The organism is Pedobacter sp. SG908 (assembly GCF_011759615.1).
Classification (GTDB): Bacteria; Bacteroidota; Bacteroidia; order Sphingobacteriales; family Sphingobacteriaceae; genus Pedobacter; species Pedobacter riviphilus.
Genome location: NZ_JAAOYY010000001.1, coordinates 258,777 through 277,469, shown reverse-complemented (window position 1 = coordinate 277,469; position 18,693 = coordinate 258,777). Strand labels below are relative to the sequence as shown.

Annotated in this window: 9 protein-coding genes; 3 read left to right on the top strand and 6 right to left on the bottom strand. The window is 40.8% G+C overall.

Annotation, left to right across the window (positions count from 1 at the left end; translation table 11 throughout):
* Positions 1–16 precede the first annotated feature (16 nt).
* From FHT21_RS01060 to FHT21_RS01040, 5 genes are all read right to left on the bottom strand, one after another.
* Positions 17–1,900 (bottom strand): RagB/SusD family nutrient uptake outer membrane protein, encoded by a 1,884-nt coding sequence (locus FHT21_RS01060; protein ID WP_167292956.1) that lies wholly within the window; start codon positions 1,898–1,900, stop codon positions 17–19.
* Between the two features lie 10 nt (positions 1,901–1,910).
* On the bottom strand, positions 1,911–4,985 hold the full coding sequence (locus tag FHT21_RS01055) for a TonB-dependent receptor (RefSeq protein ID WP_243853816.1): 3,075 nt from the start codon (positions 4,983–4,985) through the stop codon (positions 1,911–1,913).
* A gap of 340 nt (positions 4,986–5,325) precedes the next feature.
* Entirely contained in the window at positions 5,326–5,496 is a 171-nt protein-coding gene (locus FHT21_RS01050) for a hypothetical protein (protein WP_167292954.1), read from the bottom strand.
* Positions 5,497–6,033: 537 nt separating this feature from the next.
* Positions 6,034–10,209, bottom strand: a complete 4,176-nt coding sequence (locus FHT21_RS01045; protein ID WP_167292953.1) for a hybrid sensor histidine kinase/response regulator transcription factor — start codon at positions 10,207–10,209, stop codon at positions 6,034–6,036.
* A gap of 207 nt (positions 10,210–10,416) precedes the next feature.
* Entirely contained in the window at positions 10,417–11,517 is a 1,101-nt protein-coding gene (locus tag FHT21_RS01040) for an endo-1,4-beta-xylanase (RefSeq protein WP_167292952.1), read from the bottom strand.
* Positions 11,518–11,813: 296 nt separating this feature from the next.
* Between FHT21_RS01040 and FHT21_RS01035 the strand changes: the two genes are divergently transcribed.
* The 3 genes from FHT21_RS01035 to FHT21_RS01025 all read left to right on the top strand — a co-directional run bounded on the left by FHT21_RS01035 (position 11,814) and on the right by FHT21_RS01025 (position 16,569).
* Positions 11,814–12,902 (top strand): endo-1,4-beta-xylanase, encoded by a 1,089-nt coding sequence (locus tag FHT21_RS01035; RefSeq protein ID WP_167292951.1) that lies wholly within the window; start codon positions 11,814–11,816, stop codon positions 12,900–12,902.
* A 131-nt stretch (positions 12,903–13,033) separates the two neighbouring features.
* Positions 13,034–14,413 carry a glycoside hydrolase family 43 protein gene (locus FHT21_RS01030; protein ID WP_167292950.1) on the top strand — a complete coding sequence of 460 codons (1,380 nt, stop codon included), beginning with the start codon at positions 13,034–13,036 and terminating at the stop codon, positions 14,411–14,413.
* Positions 14,414–14,514: 101 nt separating this feature from the next.
* Entirely contained in the window at positions 14,515–16,569 is a 2,055-nt protein-coding gene (locus tag FHT21_RS01025; RefSeq protein ID WP_167292949.1) for an alpha-glucuronidase, read from the top strand.
* Between the two features lie 156 nt (positions 16,570–16,725).
* Here the strand turns inward: FHT21_RS01025 and FHT21_RS01020 are convergent, their stop codons facing one another.
* Positions 16,726–18,657, bottom strand: a complete 1,932-nt coding sequence (locus FHT21_RS01020) for a glycoside hydrolase family 97 protein (protein WP_167292948.1) — start codon at positions 18,655–18,657, stop codon at positions 16,726–16,728.
* Between the last annotated feature and the right edge of the window lie 36 nt (positions 18,658–18,693).

The window sequence follows — 18,693 nt, the reverse complement described above, 5'->3', positions numbered from 1 at the left end:
GAATTAGTTTACACCCTTACCAGCCTGGATTTTGTTTAAAATCTGCATACATGTTCACGTCGGCATTTTTGAGTGGCAACCAATAATGTTTCTGACTAAACTTCCGCTCAAGAATAACCACTTCTTTAATGTTGACCACCCGGTTAGCGGTAGGATCAGTAGTACTGAAAGTTCCGCTGCGGTCAAACTCAAGTGATGTTTTTAAAGTGTATGGTTTCTCGATTAATAGTAACCAGCGACGTAGATCGTTAAAGCGGTGGCCCTCAAATGATAATTCTACGGCACGCTCTCTTCTTACCTCACCCAAAAATCCATCTACCGAGGTCAGGAATTTATTGGCTACATTAGCTACTCCGGCTCTGGTGCGGATCACGTTGATGGCATCGACAGCTGTTTTAGAAAAACCCGGGTCTTTACCTGTGGGCGAATTGTATCCCATCAGCGCAGCTTCAGCATACATCAGGTATACATCGGCCAAACGCATATAAGGAACATAAATGTGAAGGCTATTGCCATATGAATAGCCATTATCATATTTATTAGCAGTGATAGGAATAAATTTACGTAAAACGTAACCAGTTCTACTTCCGGTACTTACATCCCTATAACTTCCGCTTGTGTATAAATTGGCATACCTGTTTTTCTCATCGCTGGCACCCATTGCACCTTGTACAAATTTTACTCCGTCAAAAACGATGTCGTTATAAAACCTTGGATCCCTTCCTTTCCAGGGGTATTCCGGATTGTAACCCGAATCACTGTCGGCCTTTGTAATATCCGGGATCGGCAAGCCATTGGCCATGCCATAATAATCTACATAATTAGCCGTAGGCGTAAACTTTAGATCGCCTTCTGAAATGACTACTGGTGTGTATTGCTTACTGGTTCCCCAGTTAGAGTTATTGGCACTAAAAAACGGACCACGGAATATGGCTTCTGTACTTCCGGGTAAATCCCAGTTTTGCCCGCTGGTGTAAAAATTGCGGTAATAATTTTTGAATTCTACAAGTGCATACTGCGTGGTGCCACTTTCAGTAAGGGTAAGCAGTTCAGCAAATGCAGCTGCTGCTTTTTTACAGTATTCCGAATTGTAGCTCTTGCTACCGGTTGATTCAAAATTCATCAGCGGACTTCCTGCCCACAGGTAATTTTTGCCGAGGTAACCTAAAGCCATGATTTTATTGATCCTTAATTGGTTTTTACCCAGCGTACGTTTACCAGCTGTGGTATTGTCCCAGTTAACCGGTAAAATATCGGCAGCGGCCCTAAAATCTGCAGCCGCTTTGTCTGCACAAGCTTTATAGCTTAAACGTGGAAGATTTAGCTTTGAATCGGTAGGCAAAACGGTATCTATATAAGGTAACCCACCAAAATATTCCATCAGCCTGTGGTGAAACCAACCGCGGAAAAACAGCAGTTGCCCTTTGATGAGGTTTCTTTCCTCATCCGTAGCGTCTGTCATCTTATCCATATTGGCCAGCCCCATATTTACCTTACTGATACCATACCAGGCCGCTTTCCAAAGATCCTTGTTAAAACGGTCGTTATTAGTGCTAAAATTATTGTGGTTCATCCATCCAGATCCCCAGCCATCGAATTCAGATTGCCAGCCCCAGAAATTTCCATCGTCTATTTTATGAATGAAATGAAAGTTTCCGGCGGTTGAAGTAATCTCATCCTCTCCCCAGTTCCAGGAGTTGGTCCAGTAGTTTGTGCTAAAATTTACAATACAGTTGTAGAGTTCTTCGGTGTAGCCCTGGAAATTAACAAAATTCTTAAAAGCCTCTTTTTCCGAAATCACGGTTTCATCGGCTTTATCCAGGTATTTTTCGCACGAAGAAAGGGATACTGTTGACCAGATAATGGTACAACATACTAACGTTTTGATATATTTTTTCATGATTGTAGCATTAAAAAGTAATGTTGGCCCCAATATTAAATCGCTTTACAGTTGGATAGGCACCTTGCGATGCCCAGCCGGTTCCGGCAAAATTGGATTCCCGGTCATCAGGCATTTTGGTCCATACATACAGGTTGTTTCCGTTTACATATACCCGCAGCGATTCCATACCGATATGTTTGATGAAGCTTTTGCTTTTTTCGAAGGTATAAGCCAATTCTGCATTTTTTAACCGGATGTAAGATCCATCGTACATGTAACGGTTACCGGAAGTATAGCCACTGGCGGTAGATAGCCACCTGGGTAATGGTACATCAGCATTAGGATTATCTTTGGTCCAGTAAGATCCTTCGTTGTACACCAGATGGTTTTGGCCGGCTAAACTGCTGAATACCACCTGCCGGGTTACATTGTTTACGCCATAAAGCTGAACAAATAGACTGAAACCTTTCCAATCTACACCAAATGTAGCATTGTAGGTATTTTGAGGGTTTGATGGAAAGCCATAAGGAATATTATCTTTTGAATCGATAATACCATCTCCGTTATAATCTATGATATAATAATTGCCCGGTAATTTTTGTCCGTCGTTATTATCGTGAATCGTGCTGCCATAAAGTTCATCCCAGGTATTATAATTTCCTGCACTCACATAGGAATAACTTTGGCTAATTTGTTTGTTAGCCCTTTTCTGGTATTCGGGTAACAATTCTGCATCATCAGCTTCGAGCACCTTATCCTTCGCATGGGTATAGTTTATGTTGGCCCAAAGTCTCCAGTTCTGCCCTAATCTTTTGTTGAAAGCCAGCTCAAGCTCATAACCTTTGTTTTGTACAATCCCCAGGTTGGCTACCGGTGCATCAACACCAAAGTAAGAAGGAATGGCCCGGTTACCGCCAAGAATCAGGATATCGGTACGGCGGTCGCGGAAAAAGTCAACCTTTCCGGTGAACATACCTTTAAGGAAACTGTAATCTACACCAAAATTGGTTTTCTTTACTTTTTCCCAGTGCACATCCGGATTGCCAAGCGCCGATATTTTATACCAGGTGTACGGACTTAATTCAGAACCCTCACCGGTTACACCGAGTTTGGTCTGACTACCATAAGCCCACTGTGTAAGATATAGCCAGCGACCACTTACATTATCATCGCCAATGGCTCCGTATGAAGCACGCAACTTAAGCATATCTAAAAATTTGATGCCTTTCATAAATTTCTCTTCACTCAGCATCCAGCCCAATCCTCCGGATGAAAAGAATGCAAAACGATTTTTCGCACTGAATTTTTCAGAACCATTGTATGCACCGTTATACTCGATCATGTATTTATTGGCAAAATTGTAGGTCGTACGGAACACCCAGTCTTCACGGTAGTTTGGAATCTCACTTCCTGTAGCTACTTCATTCCGGTTAAAAAGTCCCATAGCCGTAATGTTGTGGTTGGTACCCAATTTTACAGCATAATTGAGTTGGCCCTGGTAGAATAATCTGCGCTGGGTTGACCAATCCTGCACAGCACCACCGCTCGTGGTCCAGTTAATCCCATTCTGAAAATCGAAGCGATTGGTTCCGTCAAATGCCTGCTCATAAGTGGTCAATCCGGTTTTCGGATCTATCCATTTGCTTTGCATACCATTATATAAATCATTAATCCCCCTGTTTCCTTCGATAAAAGTATTATCCAAGGCTATGGTACCTTTAAAATTCAAACCCTTTACCAAAGATCCCAGATCCTGGTCAAGCGTAAAATCGGTCGTAATCCTACTAGTAGTGGTATAGCCCACACCACTAATGGCCAGGTTTCGAGCAGAGTTTAAACCTTTTTGCACATTCGGTGCATAATAGCCCCATGTACCATCTGAATATTGCGGCATAAATACATCCGGAGCAGTGGAATATGCGGATATCCAATAAGAATAATCGCTGTTGGAATTGCCCCATGGACTTTTCTTCACTCCCCTCGAACCCGATAGGTTTACTTTAAACAGCGTGGATTTGCTCAGCTGAAAATCGAGGTTGCTCCTCACATTTAATCTGTTGAAACCGTAACCCGGCTCGTAACCGCGATCGTTTTTAAAGGTGCGGAACAAATCACCTTCGTACAGGTAATCGGCATTGGCAAAATATTTCACTTTGGAGGTTCCACCTGAAATGTTAAGGTTTACATTGTTCGACATGGCATAATCTTTAAACAATACCTGGTCCCAGTTTACATTCGGATAGCGTTCAGATTCCGCTAAATTTGCCGGGTAACGGTATTTATTAATCGTAGCCTGCGGCAGATAATCGGCCCAGCTTTCTGGTTTTAGGGAAAGTTCATTTTCAATAGCCTGGTTCTTAATGGTCAGGGCATCGTAAGAATCATATTTTCCTGGTAAGCGCGATGGAGATTTAATTACATTATTGATGGTCCCCCTGATAGACGCCTGCCCCTCACGGCCACGTTTGGTGGTGATCAGGATTACGCCGTTAGCTCCCCTTACCCCAAATACAGCAGTTGCAGAAGCATCTTTCAATACGGATACAGTTTCTACTGAACCGATATCTACACTGCTCATCTGGCGCTCAATTCCATCCACTAAAATGAGCGGACCGGTATTGTTCCAGGTACTGCGGCCGCGGATCAGTATTTGAGGATCTTCCTCGCCGGGCATTCCGGTACTGGCAGTAGTTATCACACCCGGGACATTACCCGTTAATGCAGCACCTATGCTCGATACACCTCCGGCACGTTCCAGCACCTTACCCGTAGTTTGTGCAATGGCGGCTACCACACTGGCTTTTTTCTGTGTACCGTAACCAATAACTACAACATCGTTAAGGTTTGATTGATCTTCGGAAAGAACAATTTTAAGGTTATTTTTCCCTTTTGTAGAAACTTCTTTACTTACCATACCCACATAGCCAATTACTAGAATTAACCGATCATCAGGTACATTAATCACAAAACGGCCATCAATATCCGTTTGGGTACGGATATTTGTGCCCTTAACCGTAACTGTGGCACCCATTAATGGGGTTTGCTTATTATCAAAGATTGTTCCGGTTACCTTTGTCTGCTGTGCAAATGTTATTCCAATCATCAGCATCAAGGTTAGCATTGTTAAACAACATCTTTTAAAGAGTTGCCTTTTCGAAACCAGGTTATCCCCAGCAAAATGCAATAGTATAATTCTTTTCATTTTTCGAGATCATTTATTGAGAATGTTGGGTAAGATTGATGACATCTGTTTCGATATAGTTTTCTGAAACATTTCATTTCCGCTGAAACGTTTTGAAAGAAAGCAGTTCTCCTAAATGGAATTTTAAGTAATTCTCTTAGCATTATTTATTTGGTTAGTGTTTTTTGTAAATAGGAAGAAAAGTCTGATAATGATTTTTCTTCAATAATGATTAGCTACACGATGTGGTAACTGTTACCCTTCAATTAAATGATGCGATTATGTTGGTGGTTTCATCCAATTGCATTTTAGGGTCAATATTTTTATAATCAGCATTTCCGGTCCAGGTAATTTTACTTCTATAGTTTGTTATTTTATCGGTGTACGTCCATCGCCATTTAATCCCCTCACCAACTAATTTTAACCAAAGCATTGCACAATTCTTGAGTTAATGAATTTCAGATTGATCTGTTATACATCAATGCTTCCTGGTAAATGGAAAGGGTTTAAAAAATAGACATATACTTCACCTGTTGAGGGTTTTACCCAAAAGCCTAATTTTCTATTTTATACAGCAAGCCATTACAGAGTGGTTAGTTATACCTCGCTCCATAAACTTGAAAAATAAAGAAACCGGAGTGCTGGGGTGATCTGGATAGAACAGCGGGTGCAGGTTTGATCCCATTTAGCGGGGGCAAGATTGCATCGGCCTTCCTCATAGAAGTTGATTAGTTGGTTAGTCATTGTTTAAGAGTTTATTTGGTTAAATCCAAACATAGCTCAAAAACGAATCTGAAGGTTAGAATATTTGTTCATAAATCAGCTACAAATGTTCTATCAATATAAACAACTGAAAAACAATACGTTACACAAAATAAAAACGAATAAACGCATTAATTATCAGAATATTACATCCAGTAAAACGTTTTTTGTTGCCCGAAACAATCGATTGCATAACGACCAATTCTACCTAATTCTCTATGCTGGCAGAATTGTCTGCCTTACGGTATAGGTTTAAATATTCTGAAGGTTGCATTCCGAATTTTAACTTAAATGATTTCGCAAAATAATTTGGCGTTGCAAAGCCTACCAGGTAAGCAATCTGAGAAATGTTCAGATCACTTTTAACTAATAAACCAGCAGCTTTATCGAGCTTTACCGAACGTATATACTCTACAGGTGAAAGTCCTGTTAATTCCAGCACTTTGTGGTAGAGCGAGCCCCGGCTCATCCCCACATTTTTACTTAAATCCTCAACAGACAATTGTGAATTATTGATATTATCCTCAATGTACTTTAGAATATTTTTGAGCAACTTATCGCCGTGGGATTCAACTAAAATTTCTGTTGCCTCCATTTTTATCTGTTTGGTATAAGTATTTTTCAGGGTCCAGTTGAGAACCAAAAGGTTTTTGATTTTAATATTCAGGATATCAATATTAAATGGCTTGGTAAGGTAGTCATTAGCCCCGATTTCCAACCCCGTCAACTGTTCTTGTTCGCCAGTGAGCGCAGTTAGTAGAATAACCGGAATATGTTTTGTCCTTTTATCTTCTTTTATTTTTTTGCATAGCTCAATACCCGTCATATTTGGCATACTAATATCGCTAACAATAAGTTCCGGATGGTTTGCCAATGTTTTTTGCCAACCCTCCTTACCATCAGCGGCTTCTACAATGCGGTAATTGGACTTCAAATTATCTCGGAGATATTCCCTGAGGTCCTGATTATCTTCTACCAGAAGAATGGTATGGACTTCTGCGTCTGTTTCACTTACTGCTTTATCTGAGGCTTCTTCCTGAATTTGTGATGGGGTTTCAGGACTAGAAAAATCCAGATTAAGTTTTTCGATATGGTCTAGTAGCGGCAAAGGTAGGGCAATAATGAAACGGGTACCTTTTCCAACTTCGCTTTGCAGATCGATAGTACCTCCCTGGATTTTGACAAATTCTTTAATGATGGAGAGCCCGATCCCACTTCCCTGATTGAGAATGGAAACTTCGGTATCTGCCTGGAAAAACCTTTCAAATACTTTCTGCTGTTCTTCCTCGCTAATGCCAATGCCGGTATCGCTAACGCTTATCAAAACGGCCTCTTTCTGCCCATCGCGTTGTGTCCTTTTCAAATCAACGGTGATAGTACCACCTGATGGTGTAAATTTAAATGCATTAGAAAGCAGGTTAAATAAAATACGTTCCAATTTGTCATGATCAAATTCAGTTGGATAGCTATCGAACTGGGTTTGAAAAGAAAGGCTTATAGATTTACGTTCACTTAAATCGTTGAAAGATTCTATTACATCAGCTATAAAGGAAACCAGCTCACCTGGCGTATTATTTATCTTGAGCTCATTTTCTTCAATTTTACGAAAATCAAGAATTTGGTTTACCAGGTTAAGCAAACGGCGGGCATTTCGTTTCACTATTTTAAGAGAAGCGTTTTTAGCATCATCACCCTGTTGTGAAAGGAGTTTTTCAACTGGCCCCAGGATGAGTGAAAGTGGCGTACGAAACTCATGACTGAGGTTGGTGAGAAATTTAATTTTTAGAGAATCCAGTTCATGCAGCCGCTCTGCCTCTTTTCTATCCTGCAAAATTTGCTGCTCAATTTTTGTTTTCTCCTGAACCAGCGCAAACTTTCTTTCCAGGTTTTTAATACCCCGATGACGAACGTAAAGTAAAGTACCGGCTATAGCGAGCAGGTAAAAGGCATAAGCATATATTGTTCTCCAGAGCGGTGGATGGACAATTATTTTTATCGAAGACTCCGTTGTATTCCAAACGCCATCATTGTTACTCGCCCGCACATGAAAAATATATTCCCCGGGATCAAGATTGGTGTAGGAAACGGTTTTAGCTGTACCGGCATCAATCCATTCTTTATTAAAACCTTCGAGCTTATAACTATAACGGTTTTGTTCTGGTGCGGTATAGTTTACACTTACAAAACTCAGCGAAAAATTTTGCTTGTAATCCAGGTCAATCCTTTTTGCAACAGATATATGGTCGGTTATCGGTCCGTCTTCGCTTGCCTCGATTAGATTATTGGAAATCTTTAGCTCGGTAAAAAGCACAGAGGGAACATTTTTATTTTTTCTAAATCCGACCGGATTGAAGTAGTTCATTCCTTCTGCTCCGCCAAAGAATATTTCACCGTCTTTACATTTCAGTACAGCCCCCCTGATAAAGTTATTGTTCTGCACCCCATTGTATATTCCGTAGTTACTAAATTTTTGTGTTTTAGGGTCAAAAAGACTAATCCCTTTGTTGGTACTTAACCAAACATTATGATTGTCATCTTCTACGATCGCGTCGACAACAGCACTTGCCAGGCCATCGCGCTCAGCAAAATTTATAAATTTACCTGATTTTTGATCAAGTAAATTCAAGCCACCTCCTGCAGTTCCGATCCAGATCCGTCCTTTGGAATCTTCAAGAAAAGCCTGCGCAACATCACCCTGAAGACCTGAATTAAGCTCGTTATAATGTTTAATAATGGTCTTATCAGCACTAATCATGGCCGCTCCAGAGCCATGAGAACCTATCCATATGTTTGCGAACCGGTCTTCTTTGATAAAACGTATGTAATTATTAAGCGGAAAATTGCGATCTATGGGCGCCTGAGCTTTACTCATATACCTAAAAACGACCTTGTGGTTTGAATCCATAACATTGATCCCACCGCCATTGGTGCCTACCCATATGAGTCCGCTTTTATCCTGGGTGATACAAAACACATCGTCTGAATTAAGGCCAAAATCTTTATTTGTTTTTCTAAAGGACGTGGCTTTGGTTAAAGTTGAATCCAAAACAATCAGGCCATAGCCGAAGGTACCCAGATAGACTTTCTTAGCTGAACTAACAAATAGAGACATGAGGGTTATCCGTGAGGGTAAACCCAGTTTTTCCAGGTCTACTTTGTGGAACAAGGATGTATTTCTATTAAAGATGCTCAATCCGCCCCCTTCTGTAGCTACATATATGTTATTGTTGTTTTTTTGTGCAAATGAAGTTACCACAGGTGCATTTAAACCATATACATCGAAAACATTACTTTTAATCAGGTTAAACAGGTTGAGGTTGCTGTCAAACTTATTAATCCCCTCGCGGTATAAGCCTAGCCAATATATTCCCTGCTTATCTATATACACGTATTTTACACTGGTTCCCCGGAGGCTATAAGAGTTTCGAGGGTTTGGCCGATATACCATTACTTTTTTTGTACCGAGATCAAAAACATTAAGTCCATCTTCGGTGCCGAGCCATAATTGACCGTTTGGCGCTACAGCTATACTTTGAACAATATTATCGCTCAGTGAGTTGGGATCTCCCGGAATGTGTTGATAATTCTCGAAGCCCATACCATCCGATTTAAGCATACTCAGACCAGAGGTGGTGCCGATCCAGATATTACCATTATCATCTTCAGCTAAAGATTTTACCATAGTTCCCGCCAACTGCACTGGTTTATCTGCTGCAGATCCAATTCTGGTAAAAGAAGATTTTTTTCGGTTATAAAGAAATAATCCATCGTCTGTTCCCACCCACATCCTGTGTTTGCTGTCTTCCATCATGATATTTATCATTGTTGGCGGAAGTTTGCCAAACTGGGCGGCTGCTATTGGAAACTTGGAAACCTTTTTAGTGTCTGGATCAAAAACATCAAGCCCGGTAAAGGTTGCCACCCATATTTTACCCAAATAATCACTGGTGATATACCTGATCAGGCTGTGACTGAATCCTGTTGGGGTATTTGAAGCATGATAGTTGATGAAAGAATTTTTTCTTCTATTGAAAAGTGCAAGCGAACCTCCACTGGTACCAAACCAAAGATTTCCCTTCCGGTCTTCGTGAATGGCCTTAACCTCATTAGCCTGAATACTTGAAGAATCGTTTACCTGGTGTTTATAGGTTGTAAAGTTAGTGCCATCAAATTTATTTAATCCGTCTTCGGTACCAAACCACATTAAACCGTATCTGTCTTTAAAAATTACAGTTACATTATTAGATGACAACCCGTTTTTAGAGGTGAGAGAGGTAAAACGCAATTCAGGCTGCTGCAGTTTCGGTTGTGCTACAGTATCCCCAGCGCTAAAAAGCACATAAATAAATAGAATTAATGATAGATATGCAGGCCCTTTGAGCATAATTTAGTGATTTTGCTGTATTAATAAAATTTCAATTCCAAAGGCGCTAAAAGATTACATGGCGACCTAAAATCTAAAGAAGATTCGAAATTGTTTGGATACATGATCTATTTGGTTTGGTGATGGTAAGATAAAAAAACTAATTTAGTTCATCGCAACATTACAGCTCGAACGGCATATTTTCTTCATTCTTTAGATAAAAACGAATTATTCATTAAAGTTGACGACACCGCGATAAGCTTTTTTTCTTTGCAGGTTTTTATCAAAGAGCAGCGGATAGTTTTTTCTTCCAGGTACCGGATATTGATCAAGCCATGTAGCGCGATCTGAAAGATTCCAGAAAGTTACACTACTGATCTGCTTTTTAAAGGTTCTGAAAATAGAAAAAACCCTGGCGTATTGATCACTTTGCTTTTTTTCGAGCGCCGCTGTCAGGCTGTCTTGCTCATCAGGTTTCTTTGCTCTTAAATTTTTCTCCCATTTATAGATAGACATATCCAGTTCAGTAATCTGAATCTGCAGGCCAAGAGAAGCATATAATTTTAAAGATTCCCTTAACTCGCTGTCGCTAGGCTCAAAAATGGACCAGTGCCCCTGCAGGCCCACCCCATGAATAGGCACCTTATCATCAACCAGTTTTTTCAGCATTTTATAGATTTTTGCTCTCTTAGCAGGTCGTTCTGAGTTATAGTCATTATAAAAAAGCAATGCATCAGGATCAGCCTCATGTGCATATTCGAAAGCTTTGGCAATAAACTCTTCTCCGCAGATTTCTTTCCACAGAGAAGGCCTTAAATATTGGTCATCTTCGTCACCGATCACTTCATTAACCACATCCCAGGCATACACCTTTCCCCTGTACCTTCCCACAACGGTTGTGATGTGATCTTTAAGCCGCTTAAGCAAAAGTGCTTTATCAGCCCTTCCCCCTGAGCTGTTCTTGAAAATCCAGGCCGGTACCTGCTCATGCCAGCACAAAGTATGCCCCCTTATTTTGAGTCGGTTACTAAGCGCAAAATTAACCAGTGCATCGGCCTCGGTCCAATTATAAACATCCTCGCGGGGATGAATGGGTTGCATTTTCATCGCGTTCTCCGGTGTTATGCTATTAAATTCCTTTAAAAGCAGTGCACCCTGCTCTCCCTTAATGGTTTGGGCCGAAACCGCAACTCCAATATTGAAATAAGACTGATAATAATCTTTCAGTCCGAGGTTACTTTTTTTAGCCCTATTGTAACTGCCGCAACTGGAAAAGGCTGCGAAAACAGCAATAGTAAATATGGCAATGTGAAATTTAGTTGTACGCATTTATATTTGGTTGAATAGCAAAGTCGATTTCATCCTATTAACCTTGCAGGAAAAAATCCAGTAAATTTAGACCTAAGTATATAGACCAGCAGTCATATTTGTCAAAACAATAACAACAGATGTTCAAAAAAGCGCCAAATAGCCAAAAATTAGCCGAATTAATAACCAGATAAGTACCCAGGCCATCATGTCATAAATTCATTACATGACATTTGTTTCCTAAAATTGACGATAAGAAGCTTGGCCAGCATAAAAAACATACGATTTTGCAACCTTATAGCCTTACCTAATCAAATATGAGAAAACCGAATATCACACCTTACCTGGCCACCCTGCTCCTTATCACCGGAATGGTGTTTAGTGCATATAAAAACAAGGGGGATAATGCCAAAGGACTGAAAGACTATTACCAAAAGTATTTTCCCATAGGGGTGGCCGTTACACCATGGGACCTCAGTGGAGATAAGCGAAATTTGATTCTTAGCCAGTTTAACAGCATCACATCTGAAAATGCAATGAAAATGGGTCCTATTCATCCCATGGAAAATACCTACAATTGGAAAGTTGCAGACTCTATAGCTTCCTTTGCAAGAGCAAATGGGTTAAAACTACGCGGACATTGCCTGGTATGGCATAACCAAACCCCTCGCTGGTTATTTAAAAATGAAGATGGAAGTGTAACCTCAAAAGAAACTTTGCTAAAAAGAATTCAAGAGCACATTAACACTGTTGTAAGCAGGTATAAAAAAGATATATACGCATGGGACGTTGTTAACGAGGCTATTGCAGATGATTCTGCCTATTTCCGGAAATCGCCGTTATACCAAATCGCAGGCGAAGATTTTATAGAAATGTCTTTTAGGTACGCGCACCAGGCAGATCCAAATGCCCAGCTATTTTACAACGATTATAATACGGAACAGCCATTAAAGCGAGAAAAAATTTACAGAATGCTTAAAGGCCTCCTGGCTAAGGGTGTTCCAATCCATGGAGTCGGGCTTCAGGGACACTGGTCTGTAAATAATCCGAGCCGCTCGGAACTGGAAAAATCTATTACCCTTTTTTCTTCCCTGGGACTTAAAATTCAGATTACAGAGCTGGATGTATCGGTATATGATGGCCATCAGGGCGGGCAATTGATTAAGGGCAATACGCAAAAAGCAGTTGCAACATTTACGCCGGAAATGGAAGAAAAGCAGCTCCAACAATATAAAATGATTTTCGATGTTCTCCGGAAACATAAGGATCATATTACCGGTGTAACCTTCTGGAACCTATCAGACCAATACAGCTGGCTGGATAACCGTGGCCGGAAAAACTACCCGTTACTGTTTGATCAGGAACTTAAGCCAAAAAAGGCATATTTCGAGGTCACAAAATTTTAACCAATACGCAAAAAACCATCAATTAAACCAATTAGCTGTCAAAATCATCCGGTTCATTACCCAAATGCCACTAATTTCGGCAGCAAGGCAAAAATTCCGTTGATAGATGAAACTTTATAAGCCAACTCAAAATGAAAAAACTAAGTAAAATACCTTTTAAACTCTTTATCCTATTTTCCTCATTCTTAATTTTAACTCAACACGTGCAAGCCGATGACCATATTGCTGCTCACAGGCATCTGGCAGACCCTGCCACATTGGTCTATAACGGAAGGGTTTACATTTATGCATCAAACGATGATGACAACACCGATGATAAGGATAGCGGTTATAAAATGAAATCGATTGTCTGTATTTCCAGTAGTGATATGAAAAATTGGACTGATCACGGTGTCGTTTTTGAGGCACCCCGCGATGTATCCTGGGCAAATAGAACCTGGGCACCTTCGGTTATCGCCAGAAATGGCAAAATTTATCTTTATTTTGGTAATGGTGGGTCAGGCATTGGTGTAGTTACATCCTCCTCTCCAATCGGACCGTTTAAAGATCCGTTGGGTAAAAAACTAATTGATAATGAAACCCCAGGCGTACAACCTGCAAAAAACATGTGGTTATTCGATCCAATGGCTTTTTTGGATGATGATGGACAGGCATATTTATATTTTGGGGGCAATGGTGAAGATAATATGCGGGTAATTAAACTGAATGAAGATATGATCAGCGTAAATGGTCAGGCAAGTTCTTTTCATGTACCTGCCTTTTTTGAAGCCTCATGGATGCATAAGCGAAACGGCAATTACTATTTTTCGTATTCCTCTAACCCTAAGGCAGAAATGAGGATTGACTATATGATGAGTAAGAGTCCAACCACTGGATTTGTATATAAAGGCGTTATAGGCGCGCAACCACCAAATAATAATAACAATAATCACCACGGGATATTTGAATTTAAAGGAAAATGGTACCATGCCTACCACAACAGGCTTGTGGCTATAAAAAAGGGGATTCCTCCGGTTTACAAAAGAAACCTGGCTATTGAAGAATTAACTTACAAGCCAGATGGTTCGATTGTTCAGATAAGTTATACGGCAAATGGTGTAACACAAGTTGGCTCGGTAAATCCTTATCAACGAAACGAAGCGGAAAGCATGCAGGATCAAAACGGGATTATAACCAAAAACACAGCCGACGGTGGAATGGAGATTTCGGGTATGAAAAATAACAACTGGATCAAAATTCAAGGCGTAGATTTTGGAAAAAAAGGTCCAAAAAATTTTAGCGCAAAAGTGAGCGGTCTCTCACCAGGTACCAGCCTTGAAGTACGCGTAGGTAGTTTAGATGGAAAACAAATTGCAAAATTAGTTTCTACTGGAGATAAGACAGCCGACTTACAAATACGCGCTGCAAAAGCCGAACCTATCCAAGGTAAACAAGATTTGTATCTTTTAATATCTGGCGGTGATACCTCTACTGCAATTGATATAGACTGGTGGCGCTTTCAGCAACGTTAAACATCCAGGCATTTTAAGTCGTATACGATAACGCAAAGGCTCGGAGTGAGCAAACCCGGAACATTGGATAAAATACTTTAAAGCATTAAATAGAAAGAAAAATGGCATATATTAAAAGGATGGTTACAGTTGCATTACTGATGTTAAGTCACGCAACAATATCGAAAGCCGAAGATGGCCACGCACTATGGCTCCGAAACCATTCTGCAGTAAAAGTTAGTATTTCCTGTCCAGTCCACTCCCCTATTATAGACCTTGCAACAGATGAACTCAAAAAAGGCTGGTTGGGCAAGGAGAATATGGTCTTAAAACTTAATCTAAGTAAAAATTCCACTATCAAAGGCGATGGATTCCAATTGGAAGAATCAGCAATCAATGCCCGCACAGAACTGGGTTTATTATACGGCACCTACGAATTGTTGAGGCGTCAATACCTTAACCTCCCACAGCGCAATTTTATTTCAAATCCTTCCTACTCCAGAAGAATCCTCAACCATTGGGATAACCTGGATGGCAGCATTGAAAGAGGTTATGCCGGAAGTTCAATATTTTGGGGCAATACCGCGAATGGATTGGAGATTACTAATCAGGACCGAGAAAAATGGAAAGCTTACGCCAGAGCAAATGCATCAATTGGTATTAACGGTGCGGTTTTAAACAATGTAAATGCATCAGCAAAAGTCCTTACCCAGGCTTACCTGGAAAAAGTGAAGGCAATTGCAGAAAGTCTGCGTCCCTATGGAATAAAAACCTATTTATCTGTTAATTTTTCATCCCCTGTTCTTATCGGTAAATTAAAAAAGGCAGACCCCTTAGATCCTCAGGTTCAACAATGGTGGAAAGATAAAGTAGTGGAAATTTATAAACTCATCCCTGACTTTGGAGGATTTCTGGTTAAAGCTAACAGTGAAGGACAACCCGGACCGCAAGATTACGGAAGAACCCACGTGGATGGCGCAAATATGTTAGCCGATGCCTTGGCTCCTTTCGATGGAATCGTGATGTGGCGTGCCTTTGTTTATAACCCATCTCCTGAGGACAGAACCAAACAAGCTTACAAAGAATTTTTACCACTTGATGGCGCTTTCAGGAAAAATGTAATTTTACAGGTAAAAAATGGCCCACTTGATTTCCAGCCAAGAGAGCCCTTTAGTCCTTTGTTTGGAGCAATGTCTAAAACCCCGGTGATGCCTGAATTTCAAATAACCCAAGAGTACCTAGGCGCCTCCAAACAACTTGTTTTCCTCTCTACCTTATGGGAAGAATGTTTAAATAGCGACACTTATAAAATTGGAAAAGGCAGTACCGTTGCCGCCTGCACCGATGGCTCATTAAGCAAAACTGATTTTACCGCCATTGCAGGAGTGGCTAACATTGGTAATGATGTAAACTGGACCGGACACACTTTTGCCCAAGCAAATTGGTATGCATTTGGGCGTCTGGCCTGGAATAACAAACTAGAGAGCAAAGTGATAGCTGCAGAATGGATAAAACAGACTTTTCTCGATCATAAAGAAAAAACAACCGACGCTAATTTTGTCAAAACTACTCAAAATATCATGTTGGAAAGCAGGGGGGCGGCCGTTGATTATATGATGCCACTGGGACTTCACCATATTTTCGCCGAAGGTCATCATTATGGCCCTGCACCATGGTTTTCTAATGATAAAATCCGTCCAGACTGGACCTCTGTTTATTACCACAAGGCAGACACTGTGGGGATAGGTTTTGACAGAACCCGTAACGGAAGCGATGCAGTTGACCAATATCACGAGCCATTAAGTTCAACCTTCAATAGCCTCTCCAGCTGCCCGGAAATATATCTGCTCTGGTTTCACCATGTGCCATGGTCTTACCGCCTGAAAAGTGGAAATGATTTGTGGACAGAACTATGCATTCGCTACGACCATGGCGTTCAGACGGTCAGATCTTTTCAAAAAGACTGGGACAAAATGAAGGGATCAATAGACAACGAACGTTTCGCAGAAGTGCAATCTAAACTCCGAACGCAATGCAGAGATGCTCAAATCTGGAAAGATGCTTGCTTACTCTATTTCCAGCAGTTTAGCAAAAGGGAAATTCCATTTGAAATTGAGCGCCCCGTCCATGATCTTCAATCGCTGAAGGAACTCACTAAAAGCCGGGATTATCAGTAGAAAAAAGAGGCTGTTTCCATAAACCAATTTATCTATTGAATTTACCCGACTTTGTGTTTTTTGTGCGGAAGACTTTGCGTACTTTACGGTTAAAAAAGAAAAAAGAGGAGTGTAAAAAATAGCTCTACATGTCGCTCAACAGCTTTCAGGCTTCACTTACTCTTCGAAAACCAGTACAAAACCATCATACCCTTTCATACTTAAATCTAATTTGCCATTCGGCCCTACTTTAACTTCTTCCGATTTGAGGTTAACTTCAGCAGTGCCTTCTGAAAAAATCAACCGGGCCTTTTTATTGGCTAAAAAAGATAAATTAAGAGCTAAATCTCTACGTTTGTTCTCGCCATTAATACCAGCTATGTACCATTTTTTACCGCTTTTTCTGGCAACAACATCAAATTGCCCCGGGTAACCGTCAATAAACCGGGTATCATCCCAGTTTTTTGGCAATTCCATGAGAAAGGTTTTAACAAAATCGGGAACATGAGACATACCGGAAGGTGTTTCTGCAAAATGCTGTATGCCTGAAAGAAAAATAACAGCGGTGGCCAGTTCAAAAGCCGGTGTAGTTACCCGTTTTATCCCGGGGATTTTATACAATACCATTGGCGTAAAATCCATCGGATCAAAAGCATTACGTATCATCGCACTCATCACCGCATGTGAAGGCGCTTTATTAGCAGCGTTCTGGTCGAAGGAAATCATTTCGTATCCAAATACTGCCTCAGCGGTCATTAAATTAGGATAAGTCCGTTGCAACCCCCTTGGCAGGGTGGCACCATGAAAATTGACCAATAATTGATAATTAGCAGCGTCTTCCAAAATATCTCGGTAATAATTGATCATCGACTGTCCGTCTCCAGCAAAAAAATCGACTTTTATGCCCTTTATACCCATTTCTTTTAAACGGCTAAATTCCTCAATTCTACTTTGATGGGTCAACAGTTTATCTCTGGGCGTAAATTTTACCGTATTCCAGTTTCCGGCAGAATTGTACCAAAGCAGCAGGCCTACTTGCTTTTCTTTTGCATATTTAGCGAGCACGGCAACAGAATCATAACCTATGGTTTTATCCCAGTTAGCATCAATTAAACTATACTGCCAATTCATCTTGGCGGCATAATCAACATATTTTTTCTGTACGGAATAGATCGTTGCAGCGTCTTTTTCCAGCACCCAACTCCATGCCGCCTTTCCAGGCTGAATAAATGCTTTATCCATTGCTTTTGCTGGCTGGGCAAGATCAGTTCCCAGGGTAGATTCAGAAATTGTCTTTAAATCGCCAATGGCCATAATTCTCCAGGGCGTTTTCCAGGGCAAAGCCGATTCAGGCAGTAAAGCAGCTCCTGGAATTCCTTCGGCTGGCTGAGGGAAATTAACCTTATATTCATTATCAACCGAGTTTTGGGCCAGAGATGTTCCGCAGTAACCTCGTCCCAGATCGGCTTCGGTGAGGAGCATCCAAACCTGATCTAATTTAAATAAAGCCGGATAAACCCAACCGTTTGAGCTGCCCGAAGGCGTTCCCACCGGGATATCCATATTGTAATGCGCTTCGTAAGAGGGATTGGTATGCTCAAAACCTGTCTGTGCATCGGCTTTAGGTTGCAGCCAGGCCCTTGTTCCAGCTAAAAACCGGAAACTGGTCGATTCGCTCACAATCTTTTTTACAGATTTATTTTGTTCAGGAAATTCATATCTGAAGGCAACTCCATCATCAGCCATCCTAAAAATAAGATTCATACGGCTCCCTTTATTGGTTCGAAATTCAAACGTTGTTTCGATGGCTTTATAAGTGATGGAACTTTTTTTCGCATTTACCATCGTATAATTTTGGGTGACTGTAGCGGGCTTAGATACTTTGGTTAATACAAGTCCATTTGAGAAATCCTCATCCTCGCGCACAAGGCCAAGTTTCGAATCGGCAAGTACCAGCTTGCCTTTATATGAAACCGTATAATTTAATTTTTTCGGGCTACACACCAGCTCCAGGTTTTTATTGGGGCTAAACAGTTTATAGTTGTTGGTTTGTGCTATGCCTATTTTACAGCACATCATCAGGCCAATGAGGCCAATTAATATTTTCATGGTTTACTTGTATAAGTGAATGATTGTAATTGGTAA

What these genes read in the sequence shown, in the direction of transcription:
- FHT21_RS01060 (WP_167292956.1), bottom strand. Translation starts at nt 1,900, where the DNA reads ATGAAAAAATATATCAAAACGTTAGTATGTTGTACCATTATCTGGTCA.
- FHT21_RS01055 (WP_243853816.1), bottom strand. Translation starts at nt 4,985, where the DNA reads ATGATTGGAATAACATTTGCACAGCAGACAAAGGTAACCGGAACAATC.
- FHT21_RS01050 (WP_167292954.1), bottom strand. Translation starts at nt 5,496, where the DNA reads ATGCTTTGGTTAAAATTAGTTGGTGAGGGGATTAAATGGCGATGGACG.
- FHT21_RS01045 (WP_167292953.1), bottom strand. Translation starts at nt 10,209, where the DNA reads ATGCTCAAAGGGCCTGCATATCTATCATTAATTCTATTTATTTATGTG.
- FHT21_RS01040 (WP_167292952.1), bottom strand. Translation starts at nt 11,517, where the DNA reads ATGCGTACAACTAAATTTCACATTGCCATATTTACTATTGCTGTTTTC.
- FHT21_RS01035 (WP_167292951.1), top strand. Translation starts at nt 11,814, where the DNA reads ATGAGAAAACCGAATATCACACCTTACCTGGCCACCCTGCTCCTTATC.
- FHT21_RS01030 (WP_167292950.1), top strand. Translation starts at nt 13,034, where the DNA reads ATGAAAAAACTAAGTAAAATACCTTTTAAACTCTTTATCCTATTTTCC.
- FHT21_RS01025 (WP_167292949.1), top strand. Translation starts at nt 14,515, where the DNA reads ATGGCATATATTAAAAGGATGGTTACAGTTGCATTACTGATGTTAAGT.
- FHT21_RS01020 (WP_167292948.1), bottom strand. Translation starts at nt 18,657, where the DNA reads ATGAAAATATTAATTGGCCTCATTGGCCTGATGATGTGCTGTAAAATA.